Raw genomic sequence first — 25,959 nt, forward strand, 5'->3', positions numbered from 1 at the left:
GCCCGCGCCTGACGGCGGGGGAGCGGCCCGCGATCATCCCGCTCTCGCCCGCCCAGCAGCGCTACTGGTTCCTCAACCAGTTCGACACCTCGACCTCGGCCGTGGACAACATCCCGCTGGCCGTCCGCCTCACCGGCGAGCTCGACGTGCCCGCGCTCGAGCAGGCCATCGGCGACGTGTTCGCCCGGCACGAGATGCTGCGCACCACCTACCCGCGCTCGGCCGACGGCCCGCACCAGGTGATCCTGCCGATCGCGCAGAGCCGCGCCGTCGTGCACCACATCGCCGTCGCCGAGGCAGACCTGCTCGGCACCGTCATCGACTTCGCGATGACCACCTTCGACGTCACCGAAGAGGTGCCGCTCAAGGTCGCGCTGTTCGAACTGAACGCCACCGACCACGTGCTCGCGTTCACCGTGCACCACGTCTCCGCCGACGGCTCGTCGATGGGCCCGCTGGCCCGCGACATCATGGCCGCCTACGTGGCCCGCGTGCAGGGTGAGGCCCCGCAGTGGGCGCCGCTGCCGGTGCAGTACGCCGACTACGCGCTGTGGCAGCGCGAGGTCCTCGGCGACGAGAGCGATCCGGAATCGCTGGCCGCCAAGCAGGTCGCGTACTGGAGCAAGGCGCTGGCCGGCCTGCCCGACCAGCTCGAACTGCCCGCCGACCGGCCGCGCCCGCCCGCGCAGTCGTTCCAGGGCAAGGCGATCCGCTTCGAGATCGACCCGCAGCGCCACGCCGCGCTGCACGAACTGGCCAGGGCCAACAACGCCTCGCTGTTCATGGTCGTGCACGCCGCCCTCGCGGTGCTGCTCGCGCGCCTGTCCGGCACCGACGACATCGCCGTCGGCACGCCGATCGCGGGCCGTGGCGAGCGCGAACTCGACGACCTGATCGGCATGTTCGTCAACACCCTGGTGTTCCGGACCGCCGTCGACTCCGGCGCCACCTTCGCCGAACTGCTCGCCGACGTGCGCGAACGCGACCTGGAGGCCTTCGCCAACGCCGACGTGCCGTTCGAGCGCCTGGTCGAGGTGCTCAACCCGGTGCGCTCGACCGCGCGCAACCCGCTGTTCCAGGTGGGCCTGTCGTTCCAGAACCTGGCCGACACCACCTTCGAACTGCCCGGCCTGACCGTCAGCGCGGTCGACTACGACTCGCAGCTGGCCAAGACCGACCTGCACGTCACCCTCTACGACCGCTACACCGACGACGGCGCACCGGCCCAGCTGGTCACCGAATTCGGTTACGCCATCGACCTGTTCGACGAGGCGACGGTCCAGAGCTTCGCCGACCGCTTCCTGCTGGTGCTCGACGCCGTCGCCGCCGACGCATCGGTGCCGGTCGGCGACATCGACCTGCTCGCCGCGCCGGAAACCGAGCGGATCGTCATCGCGTGGAACGACACCGCGCACACTGTCGACACCGACGCCACCCTGGTGTCGCTGCTCGACGCGACCGTGGCCGCGACCCCCGAGGCGGTGGCGCTGGTCGTCGACGAGACCGATGGTCGCCGTGAGCTGACCTACGCCGAGCTCGACGCCGAGGTGAATCGCCTCGCGCGGCACCTGATCTCGCTGGATATCGGCACCGAGGACCGGGTGGCGCTGGCCATCCGCCGTTCGGCGGAACTGATCATCGCGATGTACGCGGTGGCCCGCACCGGCGCGGCCTACGTGCCGATCGACCCCGATCAGCCCGCCGAGCGCACCGACTACATCCTGGAGACGGCCGCGCCCGCGGTCGTGCTGACCACCGCGAACGCCGAGTTCAGCACGGCGGCGGCCGAAGTGGTGGTCCTCGACGAGCTCGACCTGAGCGCGGTCAGCCCGGCCGCGATCACCGAGCGCCGTGGCGCCCTGGTGCCCGCGAACACCGCGTACGTGATCTTCACGTCCGGTTCCACCGGCAAGCCCAAGGGCGTGGCGGTCTCGCACGGCGCGATCGTCAACCAGTTGCTGTGGGAGACGGCCGAATTCGGTATCGGCGCCGACGACGCGATCCTGCTCAAGACGGCCGCCACCTTCGACCTCTCGGTCTGGGAGTTCTGGACCGCCGCCGTCGCCGGTGGCCGCCTGGTGGTCGCGACCGCCGACGGGCACCGCGACCCGGCCTACCTCAACGACCTGATGCGCGGCACCGGCGTCACCACGCTGCACGTGGTGCCGTCGATGCTCGACGCGCTGCTCACCGAATCCGGTGCCGCGCTGCCGCGCACGCTGCGCCGGGTGCTGGCCATCGGTGAGGCGCTGCCCGCGTCCACCGCCCAGCGCTTCCGCACCGCCAACACCGCCGAACTGTTCAACCTGTACGGCCCGACCGAGGCCGCGGTCTCGATCACCAGTCACGCGGTCACCGACGCCGACCAGGTGTCGGTCTCGATCGGTGCGCCGGAGTGGAACAGCCGGGTCTACGTGCTGGATTCGCGTCTGCGGCCGGTGCCGGTCGGCGTCTCCGGTGAGCTCTACCTGGCCGGCGCCCAGCTGGCCCGCGGCTACTACGGTCGCGCCGATCTCACCGCCGACCGCTTCGTCGCCGATCCGTTCTCGGCGACCGGCGAGCGCATGTACCGCACCGGTGACCTGGTGGCCTGGAACGCCGACGGCGAACTGGACTACCGGGGCCGCACCGACTTCCAGGTGAAGATCCGCGGCTTCCGCATCGAGCTCGGCGAGATCGAGGCCGCGCTGCTGCGGCAGGACGGCATCACCTCCGCCGCCGTGCTCGCGCACACCGATCCCGTCGTCGGTGACCGCCTGGTCGCCTACGTCGTGGCCGGTGCGGAGTTCGACAAGCTGGCCCTGCGCGCCGCGCTGGCCGCCGAACTGCCCTCGTACATGGTCCCGACCGTGTTCCTGCGGCTCGACGCCCTGCCGCTCAACGCCAACGGCAAGCTCGACCGCAAGGCCCTGCCGGAGCCCGAGGTCGAGAAGGCCGTGTTCCGCGCGCCGGTCAGCCCGAGCGAGCAGCTCGTGGCGGCGACCTTCGCCGAGGTCCTGCGCCTGGGTGCGGACAAGCGCTTCGGTCTCGACGACGACTTCTTCGCCTGGGGCGGTAACTCGCTGCTGGCCACGCAGGTCGCCGCGCGCCTCGGCGAGGCGCTGAACACCCGCATCCCGGTGCGCCTGCTGTTCGAGGCGTCCACGGTGTCCGCGCTGGCCCAGCGGGTCGAGCAGCACGCCGAGACCGGTGATCGCAAGGCGCTCACCGCCGCTCCGCGCCCCGAGCACATCCCGCTCTCGCTCGCGCAGCAGCGCATGTGGTTCCTCAACCGCTTCGACACCCAGTCGGCGGCCTACAACGTGCCGGTCGCGGTCCGCCTCACCGGCGACCTCGACGTGGCCGCGCTGCGGGCCGCGATCACCGACCTGGTGTCGCGCCACGAGATCCTGCGCACCGTCTACCCGCAGACCGACGCCGGTGCGGCGCAGGTGATCCTGTCGCCCGCGCAGGCAGCGCCGGACCTGCTGGAACGCACCGTCGCCGCCGACGAGGTGGAAACGGCGGTGGCGGAGCTGATGTCGACGATCTTCGACGTCACCGTCGAGGTGCCGCTGAAGGTCGCTTTGTTCCGCGTCGAGAACACCGACGAATTCGTCCTCGCCATGGTCGTGCACCACATCTCCGGTGACGGCTCCTCGGTCGCCCCGCTGACCCGCGACCTGATGACCGCCTACGCGGCCCGCTCCACCGGCCAGGAGCCCGGCTGGGCCCCGCTGGCCGTGCAGTACGCGGACTACAGCATCTGGCAGCGCGAACTGCTCGGCAGCGAGGACGATCCGGACTCGATGGCGGCCAAGCAGGTCGCGCACTGGAAGCAGGCCCTGGCCGAGCTGCCCGATCAGCTCGACCTGCCCGCCGACCGCCCGCGTCCGGCCGTGCAGACCTTCGCGGGCAGCAAGGTCGACGTCCGGATCGACGCCGACACCCACCGCGCGCTGGTCGAGCTGGCCCGCGCCGAGGGCGCGACGCTGTTCATGGTCGTGCACACCGCCCTCGCGGTGCTGCTGGCCCGCCTGTCGGGCACCGACGACATCGCCATCGGCACCCCGATGGCCGGTCGTGGCGAGGCCGCCCTCGACGACATGATCGGCATGTTCGTCAACACCCTGGTGTTCCGCACCAAGGTCGACGGCGGCGAGGCGTTCACCGAGCTGCTGGCCCGCCAGCGCGAGGACGACATCGCCGCGTTCGCCAACGCCGACGTGCCGTTCGAGCGCCTGGTCGAGGTCCTCAACCCGGTCCGCTCCACCGCGCGGCACCCGCTGTTCCAGGTGGGCCTGTCGTTCCAGAACCTGACCCGCGCGACCCTGGAACTGCCGGGCCTGACGGTGTCCGGACTCGACATCGACTCCCAGCTGTCGCAGTTCGACCTGCACCTGATCGCCACCGACCGCTACGGCGACGCCGGTGAGCCCGAAGGCATTTCGGGCATCTTCACCTACGCCACGGATCTGTTCGACCACGCCACGGTCGAGGGCTTCGTCGAGCGATTCGTCCGCCTGCTCGGCGCGATCGTCGCCACCCCGCGCACCGCGGTCGGCGACATCGAACTGCTGGCACCGGCCGAGCGGACCCGGATCCTGGACACCCGCAACGCCACCGGCTACCGGGTCGACACCGAAGCCACCCTGGTCTCGCTGCTCGACGCGACCGTGTCGGCCGACCCGAAGGCGACCGCCCTGGTCACCGACGACGGCACCCAGCTCACCTACGCCGAACTCGACGCGAAGGTGAATCGCCTGGCGCGGCACCTGATCTCGCTCGGCGTCGGTCCAGAGGCCCGCGTCGCGCTGGCACTGCGCCGCTCCGTGGATCTGATCGTCGCCATGTACGCCGTCGCCAAGTCCGGTGGCGCGTACGTGCCGGTCGACCCGGATCAGGCGGCCGAGCGCACGAACTACATCCTCGAGACGGCGGCACCGGTCTGCGTGCTGACCAACGCCGAGGCCGAGTTCGACACCGCGGTCGCGCCGCTGGTGCGCATCGACGAGCTCGATCTCGAAAACGTCGGCGCCGCACCGGTGTCCGACGCGGAGCGCACCGAGCCGCTGCGTCCGGAGCACACCGCGTACGTCATCTTCACGTCCGGTTCGACCGGTCGCCCGAAGGGTGTCGCGGTGCCGCACGGCGCCATCGCCAACCAGCTGCAGTGGAAGCTGATCGAGTTCGGCATGGACGCCGCCGACGCGGTGCTGCTCAAGACCGCCGCGACCTTCGACCTCTCGGTCTGGGAGTTCTGGTCGGCCGCCGTCTGCGGTGGCCGCCTGGTGATCGCCTCGGCCGACGGCCATCGCGATCCGGCGTACCTGAACGAGCTGATGTCGAACGAGTGGGTCACCACGCTGCACGTGGTGCCGTCGATGCTCGACGCGCTGCTGGCCGCGGGCATGCCCGATTCGCTGTGGCGGATTCTCGCCATCGGTGAGGCACTGCCGGGTTCGCTCGCGCAGCGGGTCCGCACCGCGTTCCCGCGCACCGAGCTGTTCAACCTGTACGGCCCCACCGAGGCCGCGGTCTCGATCACCTCGCATCGGGTGAACGCCGCCGACCAGGGTTCGGTCTCCATCGGTGGGCCCGAGTGGAACAGCCAGGTGTACGTGCTCGACGCGCGACTGCGTCCGGTGCCGGACGGCGTCGCGGGTGAGCTGTACCTCGCCGGCGCGCAGCTGGCGCGCGGCTACTTCGGCCGCCCCGACCTGACCGCCGACCGTTTCGTGGCCAACCCGTTCACCCCCGGTACCCGTATGTACCGCACCGGTGACCTGGTGGCCTGGCACAACGGCGAGCTCGACTACCGCGGCCGCACCGACTTCCAGGTGAAGATCCGCGGCTTCCGCATCGAGCTCGGCGAGATCGAGGCCGCGCTGCTTGCGCTGCCCGAGATCGCGCAGGCCGCCGTCATCGCCAAGTCCGACCCGCGCACCGGCGACCGCCTGGTGGCGTACCTCGTCGGCACGGATTTCGATGTGGCGCAGGTGAAGTCGACGCTGGCCGCCGGGCTGCCGTCGTACATGGTGCCCGCCGCGTTCGTCGTGCTGGACGCGCTGCCGCTCAATGTCAACGGCAAGCTCGATCGCAAGGCGCTGCCGGAGCCGGAGTTCGAGGCCCAGGCGTTCCGCGCGCCGTCCACCCCGATCGAGGAGATCGTGGCCGGCGTGTTCGCGGACGTGCTCGGCGCCGAGCGCGTCGGCGCCGACGACGACTTCTTCGCCCTCGGCGGCAACTCGCTGCTGGCCACCCAGGTCGCGGCCCGCCTCGGCGCCGCCCTGGACAGCCGGGTGCCCGTGCGCCTGCTGTTCGAGGCGTCGACCGTCGCCGGTCTCGCGGTGAAGGTGGAGCAGGGCGCCGGCGCCGGTGGGCGGCGCGCGCTGGTCGCCGGGCCGCGTCCGGCGCAGGTGCCGCTGTCGCTCGCGCAGCAGCGCATGTGGTTCCTGAACCAGTTCGACACCAGCTCCGCGGTGAACAACATCCCGGTCGCCGTCCGCCTGACGGGCGCGCTCGACGTCGAGGCGCTCCAGCTCGCGGTCGCCGACGTGCTGGCCAGGCACGAGACCCTGCGCACGGTGTACCCGTCGACCGACGGCACCCCGCACCAGGTGATCCTGCCGGTCGAGGGCAATGTTCCGGATCTGACACCGGAAACCGTTGCCCCCGACCAGGTCCGCGACAAGATCGCCGCGCTGATCTCCACCGGCTTCGACGTGCTCGACGAAGTCCCGCTGCGCGCGAAGCTCATGCGCGTCGCGGACGAGGAATACGTGCTCGTCTTCGTCGCCCACCACATCAGCGCCGACGGCTGGTCGATGGCCCCGCTGACCCGCGACGTCATGGTGGCCTACGCCGCCCGCGCCACGGGTGAGCGTCCGGGCTGGGCGCCGCTGCCGGTGCAGTACGCCGACTTCAGCGTCTGGCAGCGCGAGGTGCTCGGCTCCGAAGCCGACGAGACCAGCCTGATCTCCCAGCAGGCCGACTACTGGAAGCGCGCGCTCGCCGGCGTCCCCGACGAGCTGAACCTGCCGCTGGACCGGCCGCGTCCGAGCACGCAGTCCTTCGCCGGTGGCCGGGTGCTGTTCCCGATCGACACCGAGATCCACGCCGGGCTCTCGGCCATCGCCCGCGAGCAGAACGCGACGCTGTTCATGGTCGTGCACACCGCCCTCGCGGTGTTCCTGGCGCGCCTGTCGGGCACCGAGGACATCGTCATCGGCACCCCGATCGCCGGTCGTGGCGAGGCCGAACTCGACGACGTCATCGGCATGTTCGTCAACACCCTGGCCCTGCGCACCCAGGTCGGCGCCCAGCTCACCTTCCGCGAGCTGCTGACCCAGGCCAAGGAAGCCGACCTGGCCGCGTTCGCGCACGCCGACATCCCGTTCGAGCGCCTGGTGGAACTGCTCAACCCCGAGCGCTCCACCGCGCGGCACCCGCTGTTCCAGGTGGCGCTGTCGTTCGAGAACCTGCCCGACGCCGGCTTCGAACTGCCGGGCCTGTCGGTCTCGGCCGTCGACTTCGACGTCGACACCGCCAAGTTCGACCTGCTGCTCACCGTGCGTGAGGCGCAGGCCGGGGACGCGGCGGGCGCCTACGCCGAGTTCTCCTACGCCAGTGACCTGTTCGATCAGTCGACGGTCGAGACGTTCGCGCAGCGCTTCCAGCGCCTGCTCGCCGAGGTCGTCGCCGACACCACCACCCCGGTCGGCGATCTCGAACTCCTCGACGGCACCGAGCGCACCGAACTGCTCACCCGCACCGGCGGTCCCGCCGCGTCGACGAGCACGCTCCCCGAGCTGCTCGCCCAGGCCGTGGCGGCCAACCCGACCGGTCAGGCCATCGTCGCCCCCGGCGCGGCGGCCGACACCGGACTGCTCGGCGCACTCCTCGCGACGGAGCCGGGCGACCTTCGCTCGCTGACCTACGCCGAGCTGGACGCGGCTTCCTCGCGCCTGGCACGGGTGCTCATCGAGCGCGGTGCCGCACCGGAGACGGTCGTGGCCATCGCCATGCAGCGCTCGCTCGAGACGACCCTGGCCATCTGGGCCGTGGTCAAGTCGGGTGCGGCGTTCCTGCCGGTCGACCCGAAGTACCCGGCCGAGCGCATCGCGCACATGATGTCGGACTCCGGTGCGGCACTGGGCATCACGGTGTCGTCCGAGGTCGATCACCTGCCCGCGCCCGCGCTGGGCGATTGGCTGGTCCTCGACGACGCGGCGCTGCACACCGAGCTCGCCGCACAGTCCGCAGCGCCGATCACCGACGCGGACCGCCACGGTGCCGTCCGGTCCGGCAGCACGGCTTACATGATCTACACCTCGGGCTCGACCGGCCTGCCCAAGGGCGTCGTCGTCAGCCACACCGGTGTGGCCAACTTCGCCGCCGCCCAGGTGGCTCAGTTCGGCCTCGGCACGGACGCGCGCACGCTGGCGTTCGCGTCGCCGTCGTTCGACGCGTCGATCCTCGAGTTCCTGCTCGCGGTCGGCTCGGCGGGCACCCTCGTGATCACGCCGGTCGGCGTGGTCGGCGGCGAGGAGCTGGCCGAGATCATCGTGGGTGAGCGGCTGACCCACGTGTTCCTCACCCCGCTGGTCGCGGCGTCGATGGAACCCGCGGCGCTGGCCGGACTGGAAGCGCTGATCGTCGGTGGCGACAAGGCCCCCGTCGACCTGGTGGCGAACTGGCACAGCGCGGGCACCGACCCGGCGCAGCACCGGTTCTACAACGCCTACGGCCCGACCGAGGCGACCATCGCGACCAACCTGTCCGACCCGCTGCTGCCCGGCGACACCATGAACATCGGTGGCCCGATCGCGGGCGCCACCGTGTTCGTGCTCGACAACCGCCTGCGCCCGGTCCCCGAGGGCGTGGCCGGTGAGCTGTACCTGGGCGGCATCGCGCTGGCCCGCGGCTACCACGCGCGCCCCGGCTTGACGGCCGAGCGCTTCGTGGCCAGCCCGTACGCCGAGGGCGAGCGGCTGTACCGCACCGGTGACGTCGTCGCCTGGCGCACCGTCAACGGCGAGGCCGTCGTGGAGTACGTGGGCCGCAACGACTTCCAGGTGAAGATCCGTGGCTTCCGCATCGAACTGGGCGAGATCGACGCGGTCCTCACCGCGCACGACGACGTCGAGTTCGCCGCCACCATCGGTCGCACCACCGACGCGGGCGCCACCATCCTGGTGTCCTATGTCCGGGCGACCCCCGGCGCGGCCGCCGACCCGGCCGAGCTGGTCGAGTACGCGGCGCAGCAGCTGCCCGCGCACATGGTGCCCGCCGCCGTCATGGTGCTCGACGAGATCCCGCTGACCCCCGCGGGCAAGCTGGATCGTCGCGCGCTGCCCGAGCCGGTGCTCGCCCCGCGCGAGTTCCGCACGCCGACCAGCGAGGTCGAGGCGATCATCGCCACCGTCTTCGCCGAGGTGCTCGGCGTCGACGCCGTCGGCCTGGACGACTCGTTCTTCGCCCTCGGCGGTGACTCGATCCTGTCCATCCAGCTGGTCTCGCGGGCCAAGGACCGCGGCGTGCTGTTCAAGCCGCGCGACGTGTTCGAGAAGCGCAGCGTGGCCGGGCTGGCCGAGATCGCCGTGCTCGCGGGCGACGCCGACCAGATCGTGCTCGAGGAGCTGCCGGGCGGCGGTGTCGGTGACATCCCGATGCTGCCGATCATGCGCCAGATCCTGAGCAGCGGCTCCACCTACGACCGGTTCTCCCAGTCGATGGTGCTGCGCCTGCCGGAGAACCTCACCGACGAGGTCCTGCACGCCACCATCGGCGCGGTCTTCGACCACCACGACGTGCTGCGTTCGCGGGTGGCCGAGGATGCCGAGAAGGGCTGGGTCTTCGAGGCTTTGGCGCCGGGCGAGGTCGACGTGGCCGCGCTGGTGCGGCGCGTCGAGGTGGCCGGTGAGATCACCGACGAGCAGCTGTCCAAGCAGGCTTCGGTCGAATACGACGAGGCCATGGGCCGACTCGATCCGGCGAACGCCGCCATGGTGCAGTTCGTCTGGTTCGCCTTCGGCGAGAACCCCGACGGCCCGCGCCGTCGCGACGCGCTGCTCATCGTCGGCCACCACTTCGTGATCGACGGTGTCTCCTGGCGCATCCTGATCCCGGACCTCGGTATGGCCTGGGGGCAGATCGCGGCCGGTCAGCCTGTCGCGCTGCCCGCCAACGGCACCTCCATGCGGCGCTGGGCGCACAGCCTGGTCGAGCAGTCGACCGATCGCCGCGCGGAACTGCCGTTCTGGCGCGAGGTCTCGGCCACGGCCGATCCGCGCCTGGGCGCGCGGGCGTTCGATCCGCGGGTCGACACTTTCGCCACCGTCGACCGGGTGCAGGTCACCCTGTCGCCGGAGGTCACCGACGCGGTGCTCACGGCCATCCCCGGCCTGTACCACGGCGGTGTCAACGACGGTCTGCTCACCGCGCTCGCCCTGGCCGTATCGCGGTGGCGCGGTGACGAATCCGGGACCGCGGCGCTGATCAAGCTGGAGGGCCACGGCCGCCAGGAGGAGATCGTCGCCGGTGCCGACCTCTCGCGTACCGTCGGCTGGTTCACCACCGCGTTCCCGGTCCGCCTGGATCTGGCCGGTGCCGATCTCGACGACGCCTTCGCCGGCGGCGCCGTGCTCGGCGAGGTGATCAAGTCGGTCAAGGAGCAGATGCTGGCCGTGCCCGACAAGGGCATCGGCTACGGCATGCTCAAGTACCTGACCACCGAGGGTGCCGTTCTGCCGTCCGTCGGCCAGATCAGCTTCAACTACCTCGGTCGCGCGACGGCGGGCGAGATCCCCGCCGAGCTCGCCGAACTCGGCTGGGTGCCGGTGGCCGACCTGGGCCAGCTGGACGCCGAGATGGACCTGGACATGCCCGCCAACGCGACGCTGGACATCAACGCCATCGTCAACGACGGCGACGAGGGCCCGCAGCTGGGCGCGAACATCGCGTTCCCGACCGGGCTGCTCACCGCCGACCAGGCCCAGGAGTTCGCCGACCTGTTCGTGGCCGCGCTCACCGCGCTGGCCACCCACGCGCAGCGCGCCGACGCGGGCGGTTTCACCCCGTCCGACATGCCGCTGGTGCGGGTGGAACAGTCCGATATCGAGCTGTGGGAAGGCAACTACCCGGCGCTGTCGGAGATCTGGCCGCTCTCGCCGCTGCAGGCGGGCCTGATGTTCCACGCCATGCTCAGCTCGGCGACCGTCGACGTCTACACCGTGCAGGCCGTCCTCGACCTGACCGGCACGCTCGACACCGAGCGGCTGCGGCGCGCGGCCCAGGCCGTGCTCGACCGGTACCCGAACCTGCGGACCGCGTTCGTCACCGACTCGGCCGGTCAGCCGGTGCAGGTCGTGATGTCGGAGCTCGAGGTCCCGTGGCGCGAGGTCGACCTGACCGACCTGCCGGAGGCCGAGCGCCTGCCGCGCATGCAGCAGCTGCTGGTCGCCGACCGGGCCAACCAGTTCGACATGGCGACGGCGCCGCTGATCCGCTTCGGCCTGTACAAGACCGACGAGGGCACGTCCCACCTGGCGATCACGGTGCACCACATCCTGATCGACGGCTGGTCCATGCCGCTGCTCATGCGCGACCTGCTGGTTCTCTACGCGGTGCACGGTGACCTCACCGCGCTCCCGCGGGTGGCCTCCTACCGCAACTTCCTGTCCTTCCTCTCGGGCTGGGATCGTGACGTGTCGCTGCGGGTCTGGGCCGAGGCGCTGGCCGGGGTCGAAGGCCCCACTCAGCTGGCGCCCGCGCCGCGCACCGAGGAGCGCTACGAGCTGGGCAAGGTCATCGTCGAGATCGACGCCGACCGCACCAGGGCGCTCGGCAAGTTCGCCGGTGAACTCGGCGTCACCGTGAACACGCTGCTGCAGACCGCGTGGGGCATCGTCGTCGGCCGCCTCACCGGGCGTGACGACGTGGTGTTCGGCGCGACCGTGTCCGGCCGCCCGGCCGAACTGCCCGGCGTCGAGTCGATGGTCGGCCTGTTCATCAACACCCTGCCGGTGCGGATCCAGATCGACGACCGGATCAGCGCGGAGGAGCTGACCAAGCGGGTGCAGGCCGAGCAGGCCGACCTGCTCAGCCACCACTACGTCGGGCTGTCCGACATCCAGCGGGTGGCCGGCGCCGGTGCCGCGTTCGACACGCTGCTGGTGTTCGAGTCGTACCCGATGGACAAGGACGCCGTCACCGCGGCGAGCTCGATCGACGGCATGCAGGTCACCGGTGTCGGCCTCGACGACGCCACCCACTACCCGCTCACGCTGGTGGTGATGGCCGAGGCCACCATCGAGATCACCATGCGCTACCTGCGCAGCACCTACACCGAGGACGAGGTCCGCACGCTGTCCGCGCGACTGCTGCGGGTCCTCGACGAGCTGCTCGACAACCCGACCGGCCTGGTCGGCGACATCGACATCCTCGACGCGGGTGAACGTGCCCAGCTGCTCGCCGAATCCGGGGTGACCGCGGCGGTCTCGGCCCCGGTCGGCACGGCCGGTGTCGGCGCGCAGACGGTCGCCAAAGTGCTCGCCGAGGTCGTCGAAGCGGACCCGCAGGCCCCCGCCCTGCTCCGCGGCGACAGCGAGATCGCCTACAGCGCACTGGATCGCAAGTCCTCGCAGCTGGCCCGCGTGCTCATCGCGCGCGGTGCGGGCCCCGGCGACATCGTCGCGATCTCGCTGCCGCGCAGCGTGGATTCCGTCCTCGCCGCCTGGGCCATCCAGAAGGCCGGGGCCGCGGTCCTGTTCGCCGGCGAGCTGTCCGGCGTCGAGATCGCCGCGACCGGTGCGGCCTACGGCATCAGCGACGCCCCCGTCGCCGGTGTCGCGGGCGACTGGCTGATCCTGCCCGACGTGGAAGCCGAGATCGCCGCCGCCGCGGCGCATCCCGTCTCCTACGCCGACCGGGTCCGCCCGCTGTTGGAGGACCACCCCGCCTTCGTCCTGGCCGCGGCCGGTGCGATCTCGACGCTCACCCAGAGCGCCGCGCTCGCCCTCGCCGAGTCCCTGCGCGACACCCACGGCGTCGACTACGAAGGCACCACCTTCACCACGCACGCCTCCGGCCCGGCGGCCGTCCAGGAATTCCTGGTCTCCGCCACCGCGGGCGCCCTGTCGGTCCTCCCCGACGGCCCGGTCGCCGACGACCTGACCGACGGCGAGGTCACCCACTGGTTCGTCGCCCCCGGCGACCCGACCGACGCGGCCGACGGCGACATCACGGTGATCGTCGCCGAGTAGCCCCACGCTGCTCGCCTACCCTGTTTCCCCTGGTAGGCGAGCAGCGCCGCGCTACGTCGGTCCGGTAGCCGCTAGACTCGAATCGTTCGGCACGAGCGGCGTGCTGTGATTCGGCGAATCGGAGGTGTTCGGATGGCGATGCCACTGCCCCACTCCGATCACTGGACTGCCGCGGATCTCGACCAGATGCCCGATGACGGACTGCGATACGAGGTGTTGAATGGCCAGCTCGTCGTGAACGCGGCGCCCAAACCCAAGCACCAGTGGTTGATCCAGTCGCTGTTTCTGGCACTGCAGCCGGTCGTCCCGGCCGAGATGATCACCCTGCTCGGTACTGGCGTGCTGATCGGCTCCGACGAGCCCATTCCCGACCTGGTGATTGCCGACCGTCCCATCGATATGGATGGTCGAGGCGTACCGGCAGCGCAGGTCCGGGTCGCCGTCGAGGTGGTATCGAAGTCGACGACATTCCCCGACCGCATGGTGAAGCCGGTGATCTATGCCTCCGCGGGGATCGAGCATTACTGGCGATTCGAGATCAACCCGTTCAAAGGTCAGCTTCCCGGCGAGGCCCTTCCGGTCCTCTTCGCCTACACGCTGGGAGCCGAGGGTGAATATGTGCCGACTCATCGCGCGTCGGCGGGTAGCCCAGTGACACTGCGCGCACCGTTCGAGGTCACGTTCGACCCTGGTGCGCTGCTCCCGGGCTAGCCTCCGCTGATCCGTTCGCTCCCGCCGCGCACCCCCGTGATATCCGGGGCGTGACGTGCTGTCTTTCGTTCCGAAATGCTCGCGACGCGGAACCGGGATATGGTCCGGGTTCGCTACGGGAACGGGAAGGGAGCGGTTGCCATAACGCTTCGGATTTGGCTGAGCAGTGCGGGCGCGGCGACTGTTCAAGTGATGCGGTTGCTGCGCGAGAACCCCGACGGTGTGGATGTCACCGTCTATGCCAGCAATGTGGATCCGAGTGCGGCTGCCCTCTCGGTGTGCGATGTATCGGCGATCGAACCTCGGTATGTCGGCAACGAGGAATACGCGCAGTTCGCGCTCGACTTCTGTCGGACGCACCGGATCGATGTCCTCATCCCGCCCCGGCGCCTGGACGCGCTCGCGGGCCGGGCCGCGGACTTCGCCGCGATCGGCACCAGCCTCATGTGTTCGCCGCCCGCGGCGGTGCGGGCGCTGACCAGCAAGGTCCGCACCTACGAGAGTGCCGGGGCGGCGGGCATTCCCGTGCCGCCGTGGCGGGAGGCCACCGACGCCGACGAGTTCTACGCCGCCGTCGACGAGCTCTCGCGCGGCGGGGAAACGCTGTGCATCAAGCCCAGCGGCGAGTACTCGGCGTTCGGCTTCCGCATTCTCGACGACCGCCCGCTGACCCTGGCCAGCCTGCGGGTGGCGCCGCGCCCCGTTGCCTCGGTCGAGGCGGTGGCGGGTGCCTTGCGGCGCGCGGCGGAGGAGGGCGAATCCGTGCCCCCGCTGCTCGTCATGCCGTTCCTCGATGGCCCGGAGATCAGCATCGACTGCCTCTCGGCGCCGGGAGGCGAACTCCTGGTGGGCATTCCGCGCGCCAAGCAGGGCCGCTTCCGCATGCTCCTGGACGACCCCGACGTCGTCGACATCGCCCGCCGCCTGGTCCGCCACTTCGAACTGGCCTACCTGACCAACGTGCAATTGCGCTACCGGGCCGGACAGCCCGTCCTGCTCGAAGCCAACCCGCGCCCCTCGGCGGGCCTGTTCCACACCGCCTTCGCCGACATCAACCTCCCGTGGGCCGCCGTCCGGCTGCTCCTGGAACGGGATACCGGGTTGCGGCGCCCGCCCCGCCTCGGCGCCTGCCTCGCCGTCGCCGAAGCGGTCATGGAGGTCACGCCCCATGCGGATCAGGCACCCGAGGGGCTCCGCCGGAGCGCCGACCTGGTTCCGGGCTGATCGAGCCACCCGATCGCGCGGCGTTCGGAAACGGTGACGTCCTAGGTGGGCCGGAGCAGGCGGCCCAGCCCACCTAGGAGCAGGTCCAGGCCGAAGGTGAAATCGGCGATACCGGAATGGGTTCCGTCGATGACGAGTGCGGCCAGGGCGTGCATGTGGGGGTGTGTCTCGGTGGGGATGAGGGGCAGGAATCGCTGTGCCGCCGAGGCGTATTCGGCGGGGTCGAGGGGGAAGTTGATGGCTTGCAAGGTGAAGCCGTAGATGTGGCTGTCGAGGGCGTTCCACGCGCGGTCGGCCTGCTCATAGCTGAAGCCCGCGGTGATCAGGCAGGCCAGGGTGGCGTCGATGTAGCGGAGCATGGCCGGGCCGACATTGACGCGGGAGCCGAGCAGGCCGGTGGCCCAGCGGTGCCGGAGCAGGACCTCGTGCGCCGAGGTCGCGCGGTGGCGTAGCTCGGCCCGCCAGTCGCCGTCGGCGCGGGGGACGTAGATCTCGGCGACGACCAGGTCGACGATGCCGTCGAGCAGGTCCTCCTTGTTGGCGACGTGGTTGTACAGCGACATCGCCTCCACACCGACCGCCTTGGCGAGCTTGCGCATCGACAGTGCGTCCAGGCCCTCCTGATCGGCGAGGTCGATCGCGGCGCGCAGGACTCGTTCCCTGGTCAACGGGGTGCGTGGCATGCGGCTCCTGACTCATTCCTTGACCTACTTACGGCGTAAGCGTACCGTCTGAACCATCAGGCTTACGCTGTAAGTGCGAATTGAGGGACGGCATGACCGAGGTGGATACGGCGTCGATGACCGCATGGGTGGCTCCCCGGTACGGCGGAAGCGAGGTACTGCGGACCGAGATCGTGCCGCGCCCGGCGGCGGGTCCGCGCGAGGTGGTGGTCCGGGTGCGGGCGGCTTCGCTGTGCAGCGGGGACCTGCACCTGCTCACCGGTACCCCGTACCTGCTGCGGCTCGGGTTCGGGCTGCGCAGGCCCAAGCATCGGATGATCGGGCAGAACCTCGCGGGCGAGGTGGTCGGAATCGGCGAGCTGGTTACCGAATTCCAGGTGGGTGACCGGGTTTTCGGTGTCGTGCCGAGTGGCGCCTTCGCCGAATACGCGACCGCCGATGTCGATGCGATCGCCACCGTGCCCGCCGCGATGAGCATGGAAGAGGCCGCGGCGATACCGGATTCGGGAATGACGGCCCTGCAGGGTCTGCGCGACATCGGCGAAGTCGCACCGGGACACCGGGTTCTGATCAATGGCGCGTCCGGCGGGGTCGGCAGTTTCGCGGTGCAGATCGCGAAGGCGCTCGGAGCGCACGTGACCGCGGTGTGCAGTACCCGGCACCTCGAGATGGTGCGCGGTATCGGCGCGAATGTCGTGATCGATTACACTGCCGAGGATTTCACCGACACGGACGCGCCGTACGACGTGCTCTTCGATCTGGCGGGCAACCGCGGACTCCGCGAATGCCGCCGGGTGCTGACGGCGGATGGCGTGTTCATCTCCTCCGCCGCCGCACCCGGCGACAACTGGTTCGGCCCCGTGCGCTGGCTCGGCGCGGTCGTCCTGACCGACCTGTTCGTCCGTCAGACGCTGAAAGCGCTGCTCATGCGCCCCGCGGCGGCCGACCTGCGCTATCTCGCCGGCCTGGCCGCCGACGGAGCGCTGCGCCCGGTGATCGAGCGCCGCGTCCCGCTGTCGGACGCGGCGGCCGCCGTCGAGATCTTCGCGCGGGGGCACGCCTCGGGGAAGACCGTCCTCACTACACCGTGAGAGCGGGCGCTCAGGCGCCGTTGAACAGCGCGGTCAGGTCGAGCGTGTGCGCCATGGCCGCGGCGCCCGCGTCGTTGAGGTGCATGCCGTCGCCGCTGTCGAACTCGGGGCGGAGGAAGTCGGGCCGCTCCGGGTCGGCCACCGCGCGGTCGACGTCGAAGACCGAGTCGAAGAGATCGGTGGTCCGCAGCCAGTCGTTGACGGCGTGCCGGGTCGGCTGGGTTTCCAGCAGCGGCATGCCGGGGTAGACGCAGCCGGCGTAGGGGCCGATGGTGGCGACGTGCACGCGCAGACCGGCCGCGTGCGCGCGCTCGGCGAGCTCGGTGAACCCGGCGATCAGCTGCTCGGTGGTGGCGGAGGGCTGGCCGCCCATCGCGCCGAGGATCAGGTCGTTGATGCCGAAGTTCACCAGGATGTCGGTGACACCGGGTACCTGGATGGCGTCGGAATCCAGACGCGCCAAGCCGGATTCGCCGATCTCGCGCGCGGTGAGCCGATTGCCGGCGATGCCGTTGTTGACCACCCAGCCCCGGGTCAGGCGCGCGTTGACGACGTCGACGGAACGGCGATTGGCGCTGAGCGTGGTGCCGACACCTTCGAACCAGGAGTCGCCGAACGCCACAGCGATCGGGGTCTGTGCCGCGCCGAGTACGTCGACACCGGTGACGAAGAACCGGAACGGAACCTCTTGCGCGCCGGGCAGTTCCACGTCGGCGGTGCGGTCGCCCGCCGCGAGGTAGGCGATCTCGCCGGGCTGGTGGGAGAACGTGGCCGGGCCGGTCGGTCCGGGCAGGTACAGGCTGAGCAACAGGTCCTCGCCCGCGGTGACGGCCAGGTCGAGCGGATCGCTCACCAGCTCGGCGCCGGGCTCGATGACCGTGATCGGCGCGCCGCCGAAGCGGACCTCGACATCGGCGGTGATCGCCGAACCCTCCTTGCGCGCGGCCAGGCGCGCGCCGCCGATCACCAGCGGCGCCGACCCGTACCGGTTGGTCAGGCGGACCCGCACCGCGTCGCCGCCGCCCGCCATGTGCAGCACCTGCCGCACCGTCTCGTCGCTGAACGACCGCGATTCGGCGAGCTTGATCTGCTCGTCCGGGTTGATGACACCCGACCGGAACCCGGCGACCCACGTCTGCTGCATGACCACTCCATTAGTTGCTTCGAGGAATATTGCGTAGACATAGATCTACTCCTAAGTATTCCTCGTGTCAACTATCCGCATGGCAAGCATCGGCTAGGGTGGTCTCATGCACGAACTGTTCGACGACCCCCGGCTGACCATCTCCGGCCTGCTCTTCGAGGCCAACAGTGGGCTGATCGCGAAGGTCGAACCGACCTGGCACGCGCACGGCCTCTCCGGCCTCGACCTCAACGCCCTCATGCGCCTGAGCCGCTCGCCGAACCGCCGCCTGCGCATGTCCGACCTGGCCACCCAGACGGACCTGTCGACCAGCGGCGTCACCCGCCTGGTCGACCGCCTGGCCAAGGCGGGCCTCGTCGAACGGCAACTCGATCCCACCGACCGCCGCAGTGCCTACGCGGCCCTGACGCCGGCGGGGGCGAGCCGTCTCGAAGAAGTCCTCCCGGACTACCTCGACGCGCTGGAGACCTGGCTCACCGGCCTGCTCACCCCGGACCAGCTCGACGGGCTGGTCACCGGCCTGCGCATCCTCCGCGACGCCACCAACCCCTCGGCCACGGCCATCGCCGACCAGCCACCCCGGACCTGAGCCGGGGTCAGTCGGTGAGCTCGCCGGTGGTGCGCCAGGAGTGCCGTTCGGCGGCGAACGCGTCGGCTTGCACCGCGCGGAAATCGGTGATGGCGGCGGCGTTCTCGGTCAGGAAGGCGCGATAGTCGGCCAGGCGGAACTCGCCGTCCTCGGTCGCGACGTCGACCTTTCCCGCGGCGAAGTCGGCCCGGAGGTCGAGCAGCTCGTCGGGCTCGACCGGATGCCAGCGGATGCGGTCGAAATACCGCAGCAGCCACGGTGTTTCGGGGTCGGTGGCGAAACGGTCGACGCCGGGCCCCGCGGTGCCGGTGGGCCGCGCGCGATGGTTCCAGACCTGGGTGGTGCGGCCGACGAACTGGTAACCGCCGGGTCCCTCCATGCCGTAGATGCACAGGTACGCGCCGCCGATGCCGACCGCGTTCTCGGGCGTCCAGGTGCGGGCGGGGTTGTACTTGGTGGTGACCAGCCGGTGGCGGGGATCGGTGGGCGTGGCGACCGGGGCGCCCAGGTAGACATCGCCCAGGCCGAGGACCAGGTATTCGGCGTCGAAGACGGTGCGGTAGACGTCGTCCACCGAGTCCAGGCCGTTCATGCGGCGGATGAACTCGATGTTCCACGGGCACCACGGAGCGTCGGCGCGGACGCCGTGCATGTAGCGGGTGATCGCCTCGCGGGTGGCGGGATCGTCCCAGGAGAGCGGGAGGTGCACGGTGCGGCTCGGGACGACCAACTGATCCGAATTAGGCAGTTGCGCTTCGGCTTCGGCGAGCAAGTCCAGCAGGCGGGCGACCGGGAGGACGGCCGGGTCGACCCGGATCTGCAGGGAGCGGATGCCCGGGGTGAGTTCGACGACCCCGCGCGGTCCGGCCGCGATCAGGTGCTGGTGCAGGGCGTGGACCCGCGCGCGCAGGCCGAGATCCAAAGTGAGCGTGCCGTATTCGACGAGGACGCCGTCGTCGCCCTGGCGGCGGTAGGTCACGCCGGTCTCGTCGTCGACCGCGGTGCGGCGCAGGATGCCGTCGTCGCCGTCACGACCGGCCGAGAGGACGGTGCCGAACGATGCCCGGCGGCGCGCGCCGAGTTCGCCCGCGGGCGCGGCGTGTTCGGCGCGGACGGGGACGAAGCGGACCTTGTCGCCCGGGGTGAGCTGGCCGAGCTTCCAGCGATCGGCCGCGACCACCGTCACCGGGCAGACGAAGCCGCCCAGGCTGGGGCCGTCGGGGCCGAGCAGGATCGGGGTGTCGCCGGTGAAGTCGAGCGCGCCGATCGAGTAGGCGTTGTCGTGGATGTTGGACGGGTGCAGGCCCGCCTCGCCGCCGTCGGTGCGGGCCCACTCCGGCTTCGGGCCGATCAGGCGCACGCCGGTGCGGTCGGAGTTGAAGTGCACTTCGTAGTCGGTGCCGATGATGGTGTCGAAGTCGGCGCGGGTGAAGAACTCCGGCGCGCCGTGCGGTCCCTCGGTGACGGCCAGTTCCCAGCGGTGCCCGAAGGCGGGGATGTCGGCCATCGGGACCGCCGGGGCGAGGCGGGTCCCCGGTGCGCCCAGCGTCAGCGACTCGTCGGCGCGCAGGGCCGCGCCGGTGCCGCCGCCGAACTTGCCGAGAGTGAAAGTCGCGGCGCTGCCGAGGAATCGCTCGACCTCGATACCACCGGCCACCAGAATGTAAGTGCGCATGCCGGGGCCGCGGATCGCGCCGACATCGAGGACGCCGCCCGCCGGGACCTCGACGGTGCGCCACTGCTCGACCGGCCGTCCGTCGACCCGCACGTCGGCGACCGCGCCGGTGACACACACCCACGTCGACTCGCTGAAGCGCAGCGCGGGCCCGCCGAGGGTGCATTCGAGCCCCGCCGCGCCCTCCGCGTTGCCGAGCACCCGATTGCCGAGCCGGAACGACAGATCGTCCATCGGGCCGGACGGCGGAACACCGATGTGCCAGTAGCCGATTCGACCCGGCCAGTCCTGCACGGTCGTCTGCATGCCGGGGCGGAGGACCTGCAGGGACCGGGTGTCCGCGACCGGGTCGACCGCTGAGGGGCCGACTTCGGCTGGGCGCGTCCCGGTAGGGGCGGCCACGGGAGTGTGGCGCTCCGGGGTGACCGAGGGGAGTGCGGTGTCGACCACGGTGGACCGGGTGTCGGTGAGACTCATCGGGTCACCACCATGCGGACCGGCGTCGGATCGAAACCGTTGCAGGGGTTGTTGATCTGCGGGCAGTTGGAGACCAGGACGAGGGTGTCGACCTCGGCTCGCAGGGTGACCTTCTTGCCCGGCGCCGACAACCCGTCGACGATGCCGAGCGTGCCGTCGGCCTCGACCGGGACATTCATGAACCAGTTGATGTTGGACACCAGATCCCGCTTGCCCAGCCCCCATTCGAGCGCGGCGGTGAGGAAGTTCTCCACGCAGGCGTGCTGGTGGCGGGTGTGGTGGCCGTAGCGCAGGGTGTTGGATTCCTGCGAGCAGGCACCGGCGATGGTGTCGTGGTTGCCGACCTCGTCGGCGACCACCGTCATCAGCGGGGTGCCCGCCTCGGTCAGCAGGACGCTGCCGGTGGTGAGGAAGATATTGCGCTGCGCGGCGATCGTGGCCTGGGCGCTGTAGCGATCGGTGCGGTCGGCGGCGGAGTAGAGCAGGCAGTCGACGGCCTGGTTGCCGTGCAGATCGATGATCTCGAGCTGATCGCCCGCGCGGACGATCGCCGACCACGGCGCCTGGGCAGGGACGGTCTCGTCGAGGACGACGGTGCGGGTGGTCGCCGTGCTCATGCCAGAACCTCCGAGGTCGATGCGGCCGCCCAGGCGGCTTCGGTGTTGTCCACGGCCCGTCGGTACTCGGGGTCGTTGTTGGGGATGGTGGCGAGCTCGGCCGGGGCGGACCAGGCGAGCAGGTCGAGGTCGCCGGTGGGCCGATCGTCGAGCGGGTGGGCGGCATTGGCGACCAGCAGCGTCACCGGGAGGTGGATCAGCAGGTCGACGGTGGCGCCCGCAGGGACGTTGCCGGTCGGGACGAGAGCGCCGTCGGCCTCGACCCGGACGCCACGGAACAGCGAGACCGAGGGGCCGATGTCGCGGGGCTCCAGCCCCTGCTTGGCCCCGGCCAGGTGCAGCTGGTGGCGGCCCTCGGCGCTCGGTCCGCACAGCGTGTCGTGGTGGCCGGACGAATCGGCGAGGACGGTGGCGAGCACCCGGCCCTGATCGGACAGCAGGGGGTGGCCCGCGCTCAGGTAGGCCTGCCACGGCACCTTCACGGTGTCGGCGACATTGAGCCGCTCCCACGGTGATTCGGCGCGCAGCAGGAACAGATGCGCGCAGGCGGTGCCGGACGGATCGGCCAGCCGGACCCGAGTACCCCGGCCCAGCACCACATTCGCGTAGCCACCGGTGGGGATGCGTTGCGCGAGAACGACCGCGGCGGGATCGACCCCGGCGGGCGTCTCCGGCCGCGCGATCGTGGCCGTGGCGGCCTGAGCGCGCGCGTGCGCCCTGGCGCCGTCGGTGGACTGGGTACTCGTCATCGTGATCTCCTCGGCGAGCGATGGGCGGGAACGGATCGATCGGGCACGGCGTGCAGGCCGTGTGCGTGGCGCCGCGATTCCCGGTCGAATCGCGGCGCCCGCGCGAATTACGCGGTAGCGGGGACGGTTTCGGTGCGGGGGAGTTCGTCCTCGGTGGCCACCACGAAGCGGTAGACGATGGCGCCGACGGTAAGGATCACCGCGACCGACAGCGGACCGGCCCACAGCTGCCACCAGCTGCCGCCCGCCGGGGTGTAGACCTCCGGGCGCGGCCACGCCAGGTTGATCACCATCGCGATGCCCCAGACCACCGCGAGCGCGTTGATCGGGACGCCCCAGCGGCCCAGGGTGAACAGCGTCGGGTCGTCCACGGCGGGCAGGCCCTTGATCCGGCGCAGCAGCAGCGGCACGGTGACCAGCAGGTACGCCAGGTACAGGCTGACGATGCAGACGCTGGCCAGAGTGGCGAAGATGGCCGGGTTGCCCAGGTTGAGCACCAGCAGGCCGATGCCGAGCGCGCCGATCACCACGGCGGGCCACACCGGGGTGCCGAAGCGCGGGTGCACGGTCGACAGGGCCTTGGAGAAGGGCAGCTTGCCGTCGCGGGCCATCGAGAACATCAGGCGCGAGCCGGCCGTCTGGATCGCCAGCGTGCACACGATCACCGCGACCGCGACACAGCCGAGCAGGACCGATCCGGCGGGACTGTTCAGCTTCGCGGTGATGACGTAAGCCAGTCCGCCCGAGGCCAATTCACCGTCGGAGAGGCTGGGTGCGGCCATCAGCGCGCCGAGCAGCATGAGCCCGCCGCCCAGTGCCGACACCGACAGGGCGAGCAGAATCGTGCGCGGGGCGACCCGGCGCGGGTTCTTGGTCTCCTCGGAGAGCTCGCCGGCGGAGTCGAAGCCGACCATCACGTACGCGGCCATCAGGCCGGAGACCAGGAACGCCGCCCAGTACGGGCCGGGGGCGGCCTGGTCGGTCTGCAGGACCACACCCGGGCCGCGCTCGGTGCCGGTGAAGAACAGCGCGACGATCGCCAGCACGCCGACGATCTCCACGGTGACGCCGATCGAGTTGATCTTCGACATCAGGTCGATGCCGATCACGTTGATCGTGGTGGTGACCACCAGCAGCACGCTGCCGAGCAGCACCGCGTTCATCGCGCCGTCGCGGGAGGTCAGCGCGGTATCGGTGCCGATGAACTGGAATCCGCTCCAGATCGTCGGCAGCACCACCTGCAGGGCGATGGCGGCCGCGGCGGCCGTGACGACCTGCGCGATCACCATCATCCAGCCGGCGAACCAGCCGATCAGCCCGCCCGCCAGGCGGCGCGACCACTGATAGATACAGCCGGAGATCGGATACCGGGCGGCCAGTTCGGCGAAGTTCAGCGCCACCAGGAACTGGCCGGCGAAGACCAGCGGCCAGGTCCAGAAGAACGCGGCGCCGCCGAACGAATAGCCGAAGCCGAAGAACTGGAAGATCGTGGTGAGGATGGAGACGAACGAGAACCCTGCCGCGAAGGACGCGTAGCGCCCGAGCTTGCGGTGCAGGACCGGTTGGTAGCCGAATGCGGCGAGATCGGCGCTGTCGCGGCCGGTGTCGGGCGGAACAGCAGCGGTATCGAGTGTCGTGGCCATGTCGGTGTCCTTCGGCGGTGCGGCCAAATATCTATCAGTCGATAGTTTTGCGCGCGCGATCGCTCGAACGGTGTCGTGCGTGTATCGGCTGTGGGGCCCGCGGTAACTTCTGCGTTGCCCACGTTTCTATCGAGTGACAGGAATTCGACCGACCGGCATCGTCCCTGGTGAGGTGCCCGCTGCGGCCCAGGTCGGGGCCCGGTGACAGAATCTTGGGGTGGCAAACCTCGGTCCCGGGCGTCCCCGGCTGGAACAGCGGCGTAGGCAGGGGACGACGCCGCGCGCGGAGATCCTCGACGCGGCGGCGGAACTGTTCACCACCAAGGGCTATGCCAATACCTCCACCAGGGCGGTGGCCGACGCGGTCGGGATCAGGCAGGCCTCGCTGTATCACCACTTCGCCGCCAAAGACGACATCCTCGACGCGCTGCTCGCCGAAACCGTCGCGGGCCCGGTCGAGCTGGCACAGCGGATGGGCGCCGAACCCGCCGACGCCGCGACCCAGCTCTACGCGCTGGCCCTGTTCGACGTGCGCCAATTGCGCGCCGCGCGCTGGAATCTCGGCGCGCTGTACCTGCTGCCGGAGCTGCGCACCGAACGTTTCGCCACCTTCCGCCGCCGCCGCGACGACCTGCGCGAGCACTACGAACGCCTCGCGGCCGAATCCGCCGCGGCGACAGGGCGATCCGACGACGCGCGGATCTTGCCGTTCCGGCTGGTCGAGACGGTGATCGGGATCCGGTCCGATGCCGGGACGGCGGGCGAGGACACCGAGCGCGTGATTCCGGACGCGATCATGCGCATCGTCGGATACCCAGGGGACATCGCGCCGGTGCGCGCGGCGGCCGAGGACCTGCTCGCCCGGCTGGCCACCGACCCGCCTGAGTGAATTTGCCTCGACAGCTAGGGCGGAACCTGTCCTAGCTGGCTCCTATCGTTGTCTTCATGAGCGACGACATCCAGCGATTCCGCCTCGACATTCCGCAACAGCAGCTCGACGACCTGCGTAATCGGCTCGACAGCGCGCGCTGGCCCGCCGCGCTGCCCGGCGACGACTGGGACACCGGTGTGCCGACCCACTACCTGCGTGAGCTCGTCGACTACTGGCGCACCGATTACGACTGGCGTGCCGAGGAGGCGAAACTCAATACGCACGAACAGTTCACGACCGTCATCGACGGACAGCGCATCCACTTCCTGCACGTGCGCTCGGCGGAACCCGATGCGGTGCCGCTGTTGCTGACCCACGGCTGGCCCGGCTCGGTCGCCGAATTCCTGGACCTGATCGGCCCGCTGACCGACCCCGGGGCGCACGGCGGCGACCCCGCCGACGCCTTCCACGTGGTGATCCCGGCACTGCCCGGCTTCGGGTTCTCCGGACCGGTCACCGAGGGTGGGTGGACCGTGCGCCGGATCGCGCACGCGTGGGTCGAGCTGATGACCCGGCTCGGATACCAGAGCTTCGGGGTGCAGGGCGGCGATATCGGCGCGGCGGTGAGCCCGGAGGTGGGGCGGGTGGCGCCGGATCGGGTGATCGGCGTGCACGTCAACGGCGGCGCGGGCTCATTCCCGCAGCTGCCGCTTCCCGACGAGGTCGTGGCGAGCCTGACCGAGCTCGAACGCGACCGCCTCCGGCGGATCGAGGCGTTCATGAACGAGGAGTTCGGCTACATCGCTGTGCAGTCCACTCGCCCGCAGACCCTCGCCTACGGGCTGGTCGACTCGCCGATCGGGCAGCTGGCGTGGCTCCTGGACAAGTTCCGGGAGTGGACGCACCCGCGCGAGACGCTGCCCGACAAGATCATCGATCGGGATCGGCTGCTGACCAACGCGATGATCTACTGGCTCACCGGCACCGCGGGGTCCGCGGGCTATGTCGGCTACGCGCAGCCCGGGGAATGGGGTGTGGTGCCGGAGAATTCGGGCGTGCCGACCGGTGTGCTCGTGTTCGCCCACGATGTGGCGATCCGTCGCTTCGACGAGGCGGAGAACACCATCGTCCGCTGGAACGACGTCGACCGGGGCGGGCACTTCGCGGCGCTGGAGGAACCGGAACTGCTCACAGCCGACATCCGTGAGTTCTTCCGCACGCTGCGTTGATCATTCGCCGGG

General features: G+C 70.5%; 13 protein-coding genes (1 of these 13 only partly in view). 7 read left to right on the forward strand and 6 right to left on the reverse strand.

Going from position 1 to position 25,959, the window contains the following annotated elements:
* From ACFYWJ_RS09400 to ACFYWJ_RS09410, 3 genes are all read left to right on the forward strand, one after another.
* Positions 1 to 13,244, forward strand: the 3' portion of a protein-coding gene (locus ACFYWJ_RS09400; RefSeq protein WP_355273621.1) for a non-ribosomal peptide synthase/polyketide synthase. Its footprint begins 30,364 nt before the window's first position; 13,244 of the gene's 43,608 nt are visible here — the last part of the coding sequence; its start codon lies off the left edge, out of view; the stop codon is at positions 13,242 to 13,244.
* Positions 13,245 to 13,376: 132 nt separating this feature from the next.
* Positions 13,377 to 13,955: a Uma2 family endonuclease gene (locus tag ACFYWJ_RS09405; protein WP_355273618.1), complete on the forward strand. Its 579-nt coding sequence runs from the start codon at positions 13,377 to 13,379 to the stop codon at positions 13,953 to 13,955.
* 99 nt (positions 13,956 to 14,054) lie between these two features.
* Positions 14,055 to 15,179, forward strand: coding sequence for an ATP-grasp domain-containing protein (locus tag ACFYWJ_RS09410; RefSeq protein WP_387161278.1), 1,125 nt, complete (start codon positions 14,055 to 14,057; stop codon positions 15,177 to 15,179).
* 41 nt (positions 15,180 to 15,220) lie between these two features.
* On the opposite strand, the gene ACFYWJ_RS09415 is transcribed toward ACFYWJ_RS09410, so the two are convergent.
* Positions 15,221 to 15,862, reverse strand: a complete 642-nt coding sequence (locus tag ACFYWJ_RS09415; RefSeq protein ID WP_355273614.1) for a TetR/AcrR family transcriptional regulator C-terminal domain-containing protein — start codon at positions 15,860 to 15,862, stop codon at positions 15,221 to 15,223.
* A 92-nt stretch (positions 15,863 to 15,954) separates the two neighbouring features.
* Here ACFYWJ_RS09415 and ACFYWJ_RS09420 point away from each other — a divergent pair, with 92 nt between their 5' ends.
* Positions 15,955 to 16,953, forward strand: a complete 999-nt coding sequence (locus tag ACFYWJ_RS09420) for an NAD(P)-dependent alcohol dehydrogenase (RefSeq protein ID WP_355273612.1) — start codon at positions 15,955 to 15,957, stop codon at positions 16,951 to 16,953.
* 10 nt (positions 16,954 to 16,963) lie between these two features.
* Here ACFYWJ_RS09420 and ACFYWJ_RS09425 read toward each other — a convergent pair whose 3' ends face one another.
* A complete protein-coding gene (locus tag ACFYWJ_RS09425; RefSeq protein ID WP_355273610.1) occupies positions 16,964 to 18,097 on the reverse strand; it encodes a GDSL-type esterase/lipase family protein in 1,134 nt (377 codons plus the stop codon).
* Positions 18,098 to 18,203: 106 nt separating this feature from the next.
* Here ACFYWJ_RS09425 and ACFYWJ_RS09430 point away from each other — a divergent pair, with 106 nt between their 5' ends.
* Positions 18,204 to 18,686, forward strand: a complete 483-nt coding sequence (locus ACFYWJ_RS09430) for a MarR family transcriptional regulator (RefSeq protein WP_355273608.1) — start codon at positions 18,204 to 18,206, stop codon at positions 18,684 to 18,686.
* Between the two features lie 7 nt (positions 18,687 to 18,693).
* Here ACFYWJ_RS09430 and ACFYWJ_RS09435 read toward each other — a convergent pair whose 3' ends face one another.
* The 4 genes from ACFYWJ_RS09435 to ACFYWJ_RS09450 form a co-directional block, all read right to left on the reverse strand.
* Positions 18,694 to 20,667, reverse strand: coding sequence for a 5-oxoprolinase/urea amidolyase family protein (locus ACFYWJ_RS09435; RefSeq protein WP_387161449.1), 1,974 nt, complete (start codon positions 20,665 to 20,667; stop codon positions 18,694 to 18,696).
* Positions 20,668 to 20,834: 167 nt separating this feature from the next.
* Positions 20,835 to 21,455, reverse strand: a complete 621-nt coding sequence (locus ACFYWJ_RS09440) for an urea amidolyase associated protein UAAP2 (protein ID WP_355273604.1) — start codon at positions 21,453 to 21,455, stop codon at positions 20,835 to 20,837.
* Complete coding sequence (locus ACFYWJ_RS09445; RefSeq protein ID WP_355273601.1) at positions 21,452 to 22,204, reverse strand: DUF1989 domain-containing protein; 753 nt, start codon at positions 22,202 to 22,204, stop codon at positions 21,452 to 21,454. The genes ACFYWJ_RS09440 and ACFYWJ_RS09445 overlap by 4 nt, the downstream gene beginning before the upstream one ends.
* 107 nt (positions 22,205 to 22,311) lie before the next feature.
* A complete protein-coding gene (locus ACFYWJ_RS09450; protein WP_355273599.1) occupies positions 22,312 to 23,847 on the reverse strand; it encodes an amino acid permease in 1,536 nt (511 codons plus the stop codon).
* Between the two features lie 217 nt (positions 23,848 to 24,064).
* Here ACFYWJ_RS09450 and ACFYWJ_RS09455 point away from each other — a divergent pair, with 217 nt between their 5' ends.
* Both ACFYWJ_RS09455 and ACFYWJ_RS09460 read left to right on the forward strand, forming a co-directional pair.
* Positions 24,065 to 24,736, forward strand: coding sequence for a helix-turn-helix domain-containing protein (locus ACFYWJ_RS09455; RefSeq protein ID WP_355273597.1), 672 nt, complete (start codon positions 24,065 to 24,067; stop codon positions 24,734 to 24,736).
* A 56-nt stretch (positions 24,737 to 24,792) separates the two neighbouring features.
* Positions 24,793 to 25,947: an epoxide hydrolase family protein gene (locus ACFYWJ_RS09460; RefSeq protein WP_355273595.1), complete on the forward strand. Its 1,155-nt coding sequence runs from the start codon at positions 24,793 to 24,795 to the stop codon at positions 25,945 to 25,947.
* The last annotated feature ends 12 nt before the right edge of the window (positions 25,948 to 25,959 follow it).

The organism is Nocardia sp. NPDC003269 (assembly GCF_042888005.1).
GTDB lineage: Bacteria > Actinomycetota > Actinomycetes > Mycobacteriales > Mycobacteriaceae > Nocardia.

What these genes read in the sequence shown, in the direction of transcription:
- ACFYWJ_RS09405 (WP_355273618.1), top strand. Translation starts at nt 13,377, where the DNA reads ATGGCGATGCCACTGCCCCACTCCGATCACTGGACTGCCGCGGATCTC.
- ACFYWJ_RS09410 (WP_387161278.1), top strand. Translation starts at nt 14,055, where the DNA reads ATGGTCCGGGTTCGCTACGGGAACGGGAAGGGAGCGGTTGCCATAACG.
- ACFYWJ_RS09415 (WP_355273614.1), bottom strand. Translation starts at nt 15,862, where the DNA reads ATGCCACGCACCCCGTTGACCAGGGAACGAGTCCTGCGCGCCGCGATC.
- ACFYWJ_RS09420 (WP_355273612.1), top strand. Translation starts at nt 15,955, where the DNA reads ATGACCGAGGTGGATACGGCGTCGATGACCGCATGGGTGGCTCCCCGG.
- ACFYWJ_RS09425 (WP_355273610.1), bottom strand. Translation starts at nt 18,097, where the DNA reads ATGCAGCAGACGTGGGTCGCCGGGTTCCGGTCGGGTGTCATCAACCCG.
- ACFYWJ_RS09430 (WP_355273608.1), top strand. Translation starts at nt 18,204, where the DNA reads ATGCACGAACTGTTCGACGACCCCCGGCTGACCATCTCCGGCCTGCTC.
- ACFYWJ_RS09435 (WP_387161449.1), bottom strand. Translation starts at nt 20,667, where the DNA reads ATGCAGACGACCGTGCAGGACTGGCCGGGTCGAATCGGCTACTGGCAC.
- ACFYWJ_RS09440 (WP_355273604.1), bottom strand. Translation starts at nt 21,455, where the DNA reads ATGAGCACGGCGACCACCCGCACCGTCGTCCTCGACGAGACCGTCCCT.
- ACFYWJ_RS09445 (WP_355273601.1), bottom strand. Translation starts at nt 22,204, where the DNA reads ATGACGAGTACCCAGTCCACCGACGGCGCCAGGGCGCACGCGCGCGCT.
- ACFYWJ_RS09450 (WP_355273599.1), bottom strand. Translation starts at nt 23,847, where the DNA reads ATGGCCACGACACTCGATACCGCTGCTGTTCCGCCCGACACCGGCCGC.
- ACFYWJ_RS09460 (WP_355273595.1), top strand. Translation starts at nt 24,793, where the DNA reads ATGAGCGACGACATCCAGCGATTCCGCCTCGACATTCCGCAACAGCAG.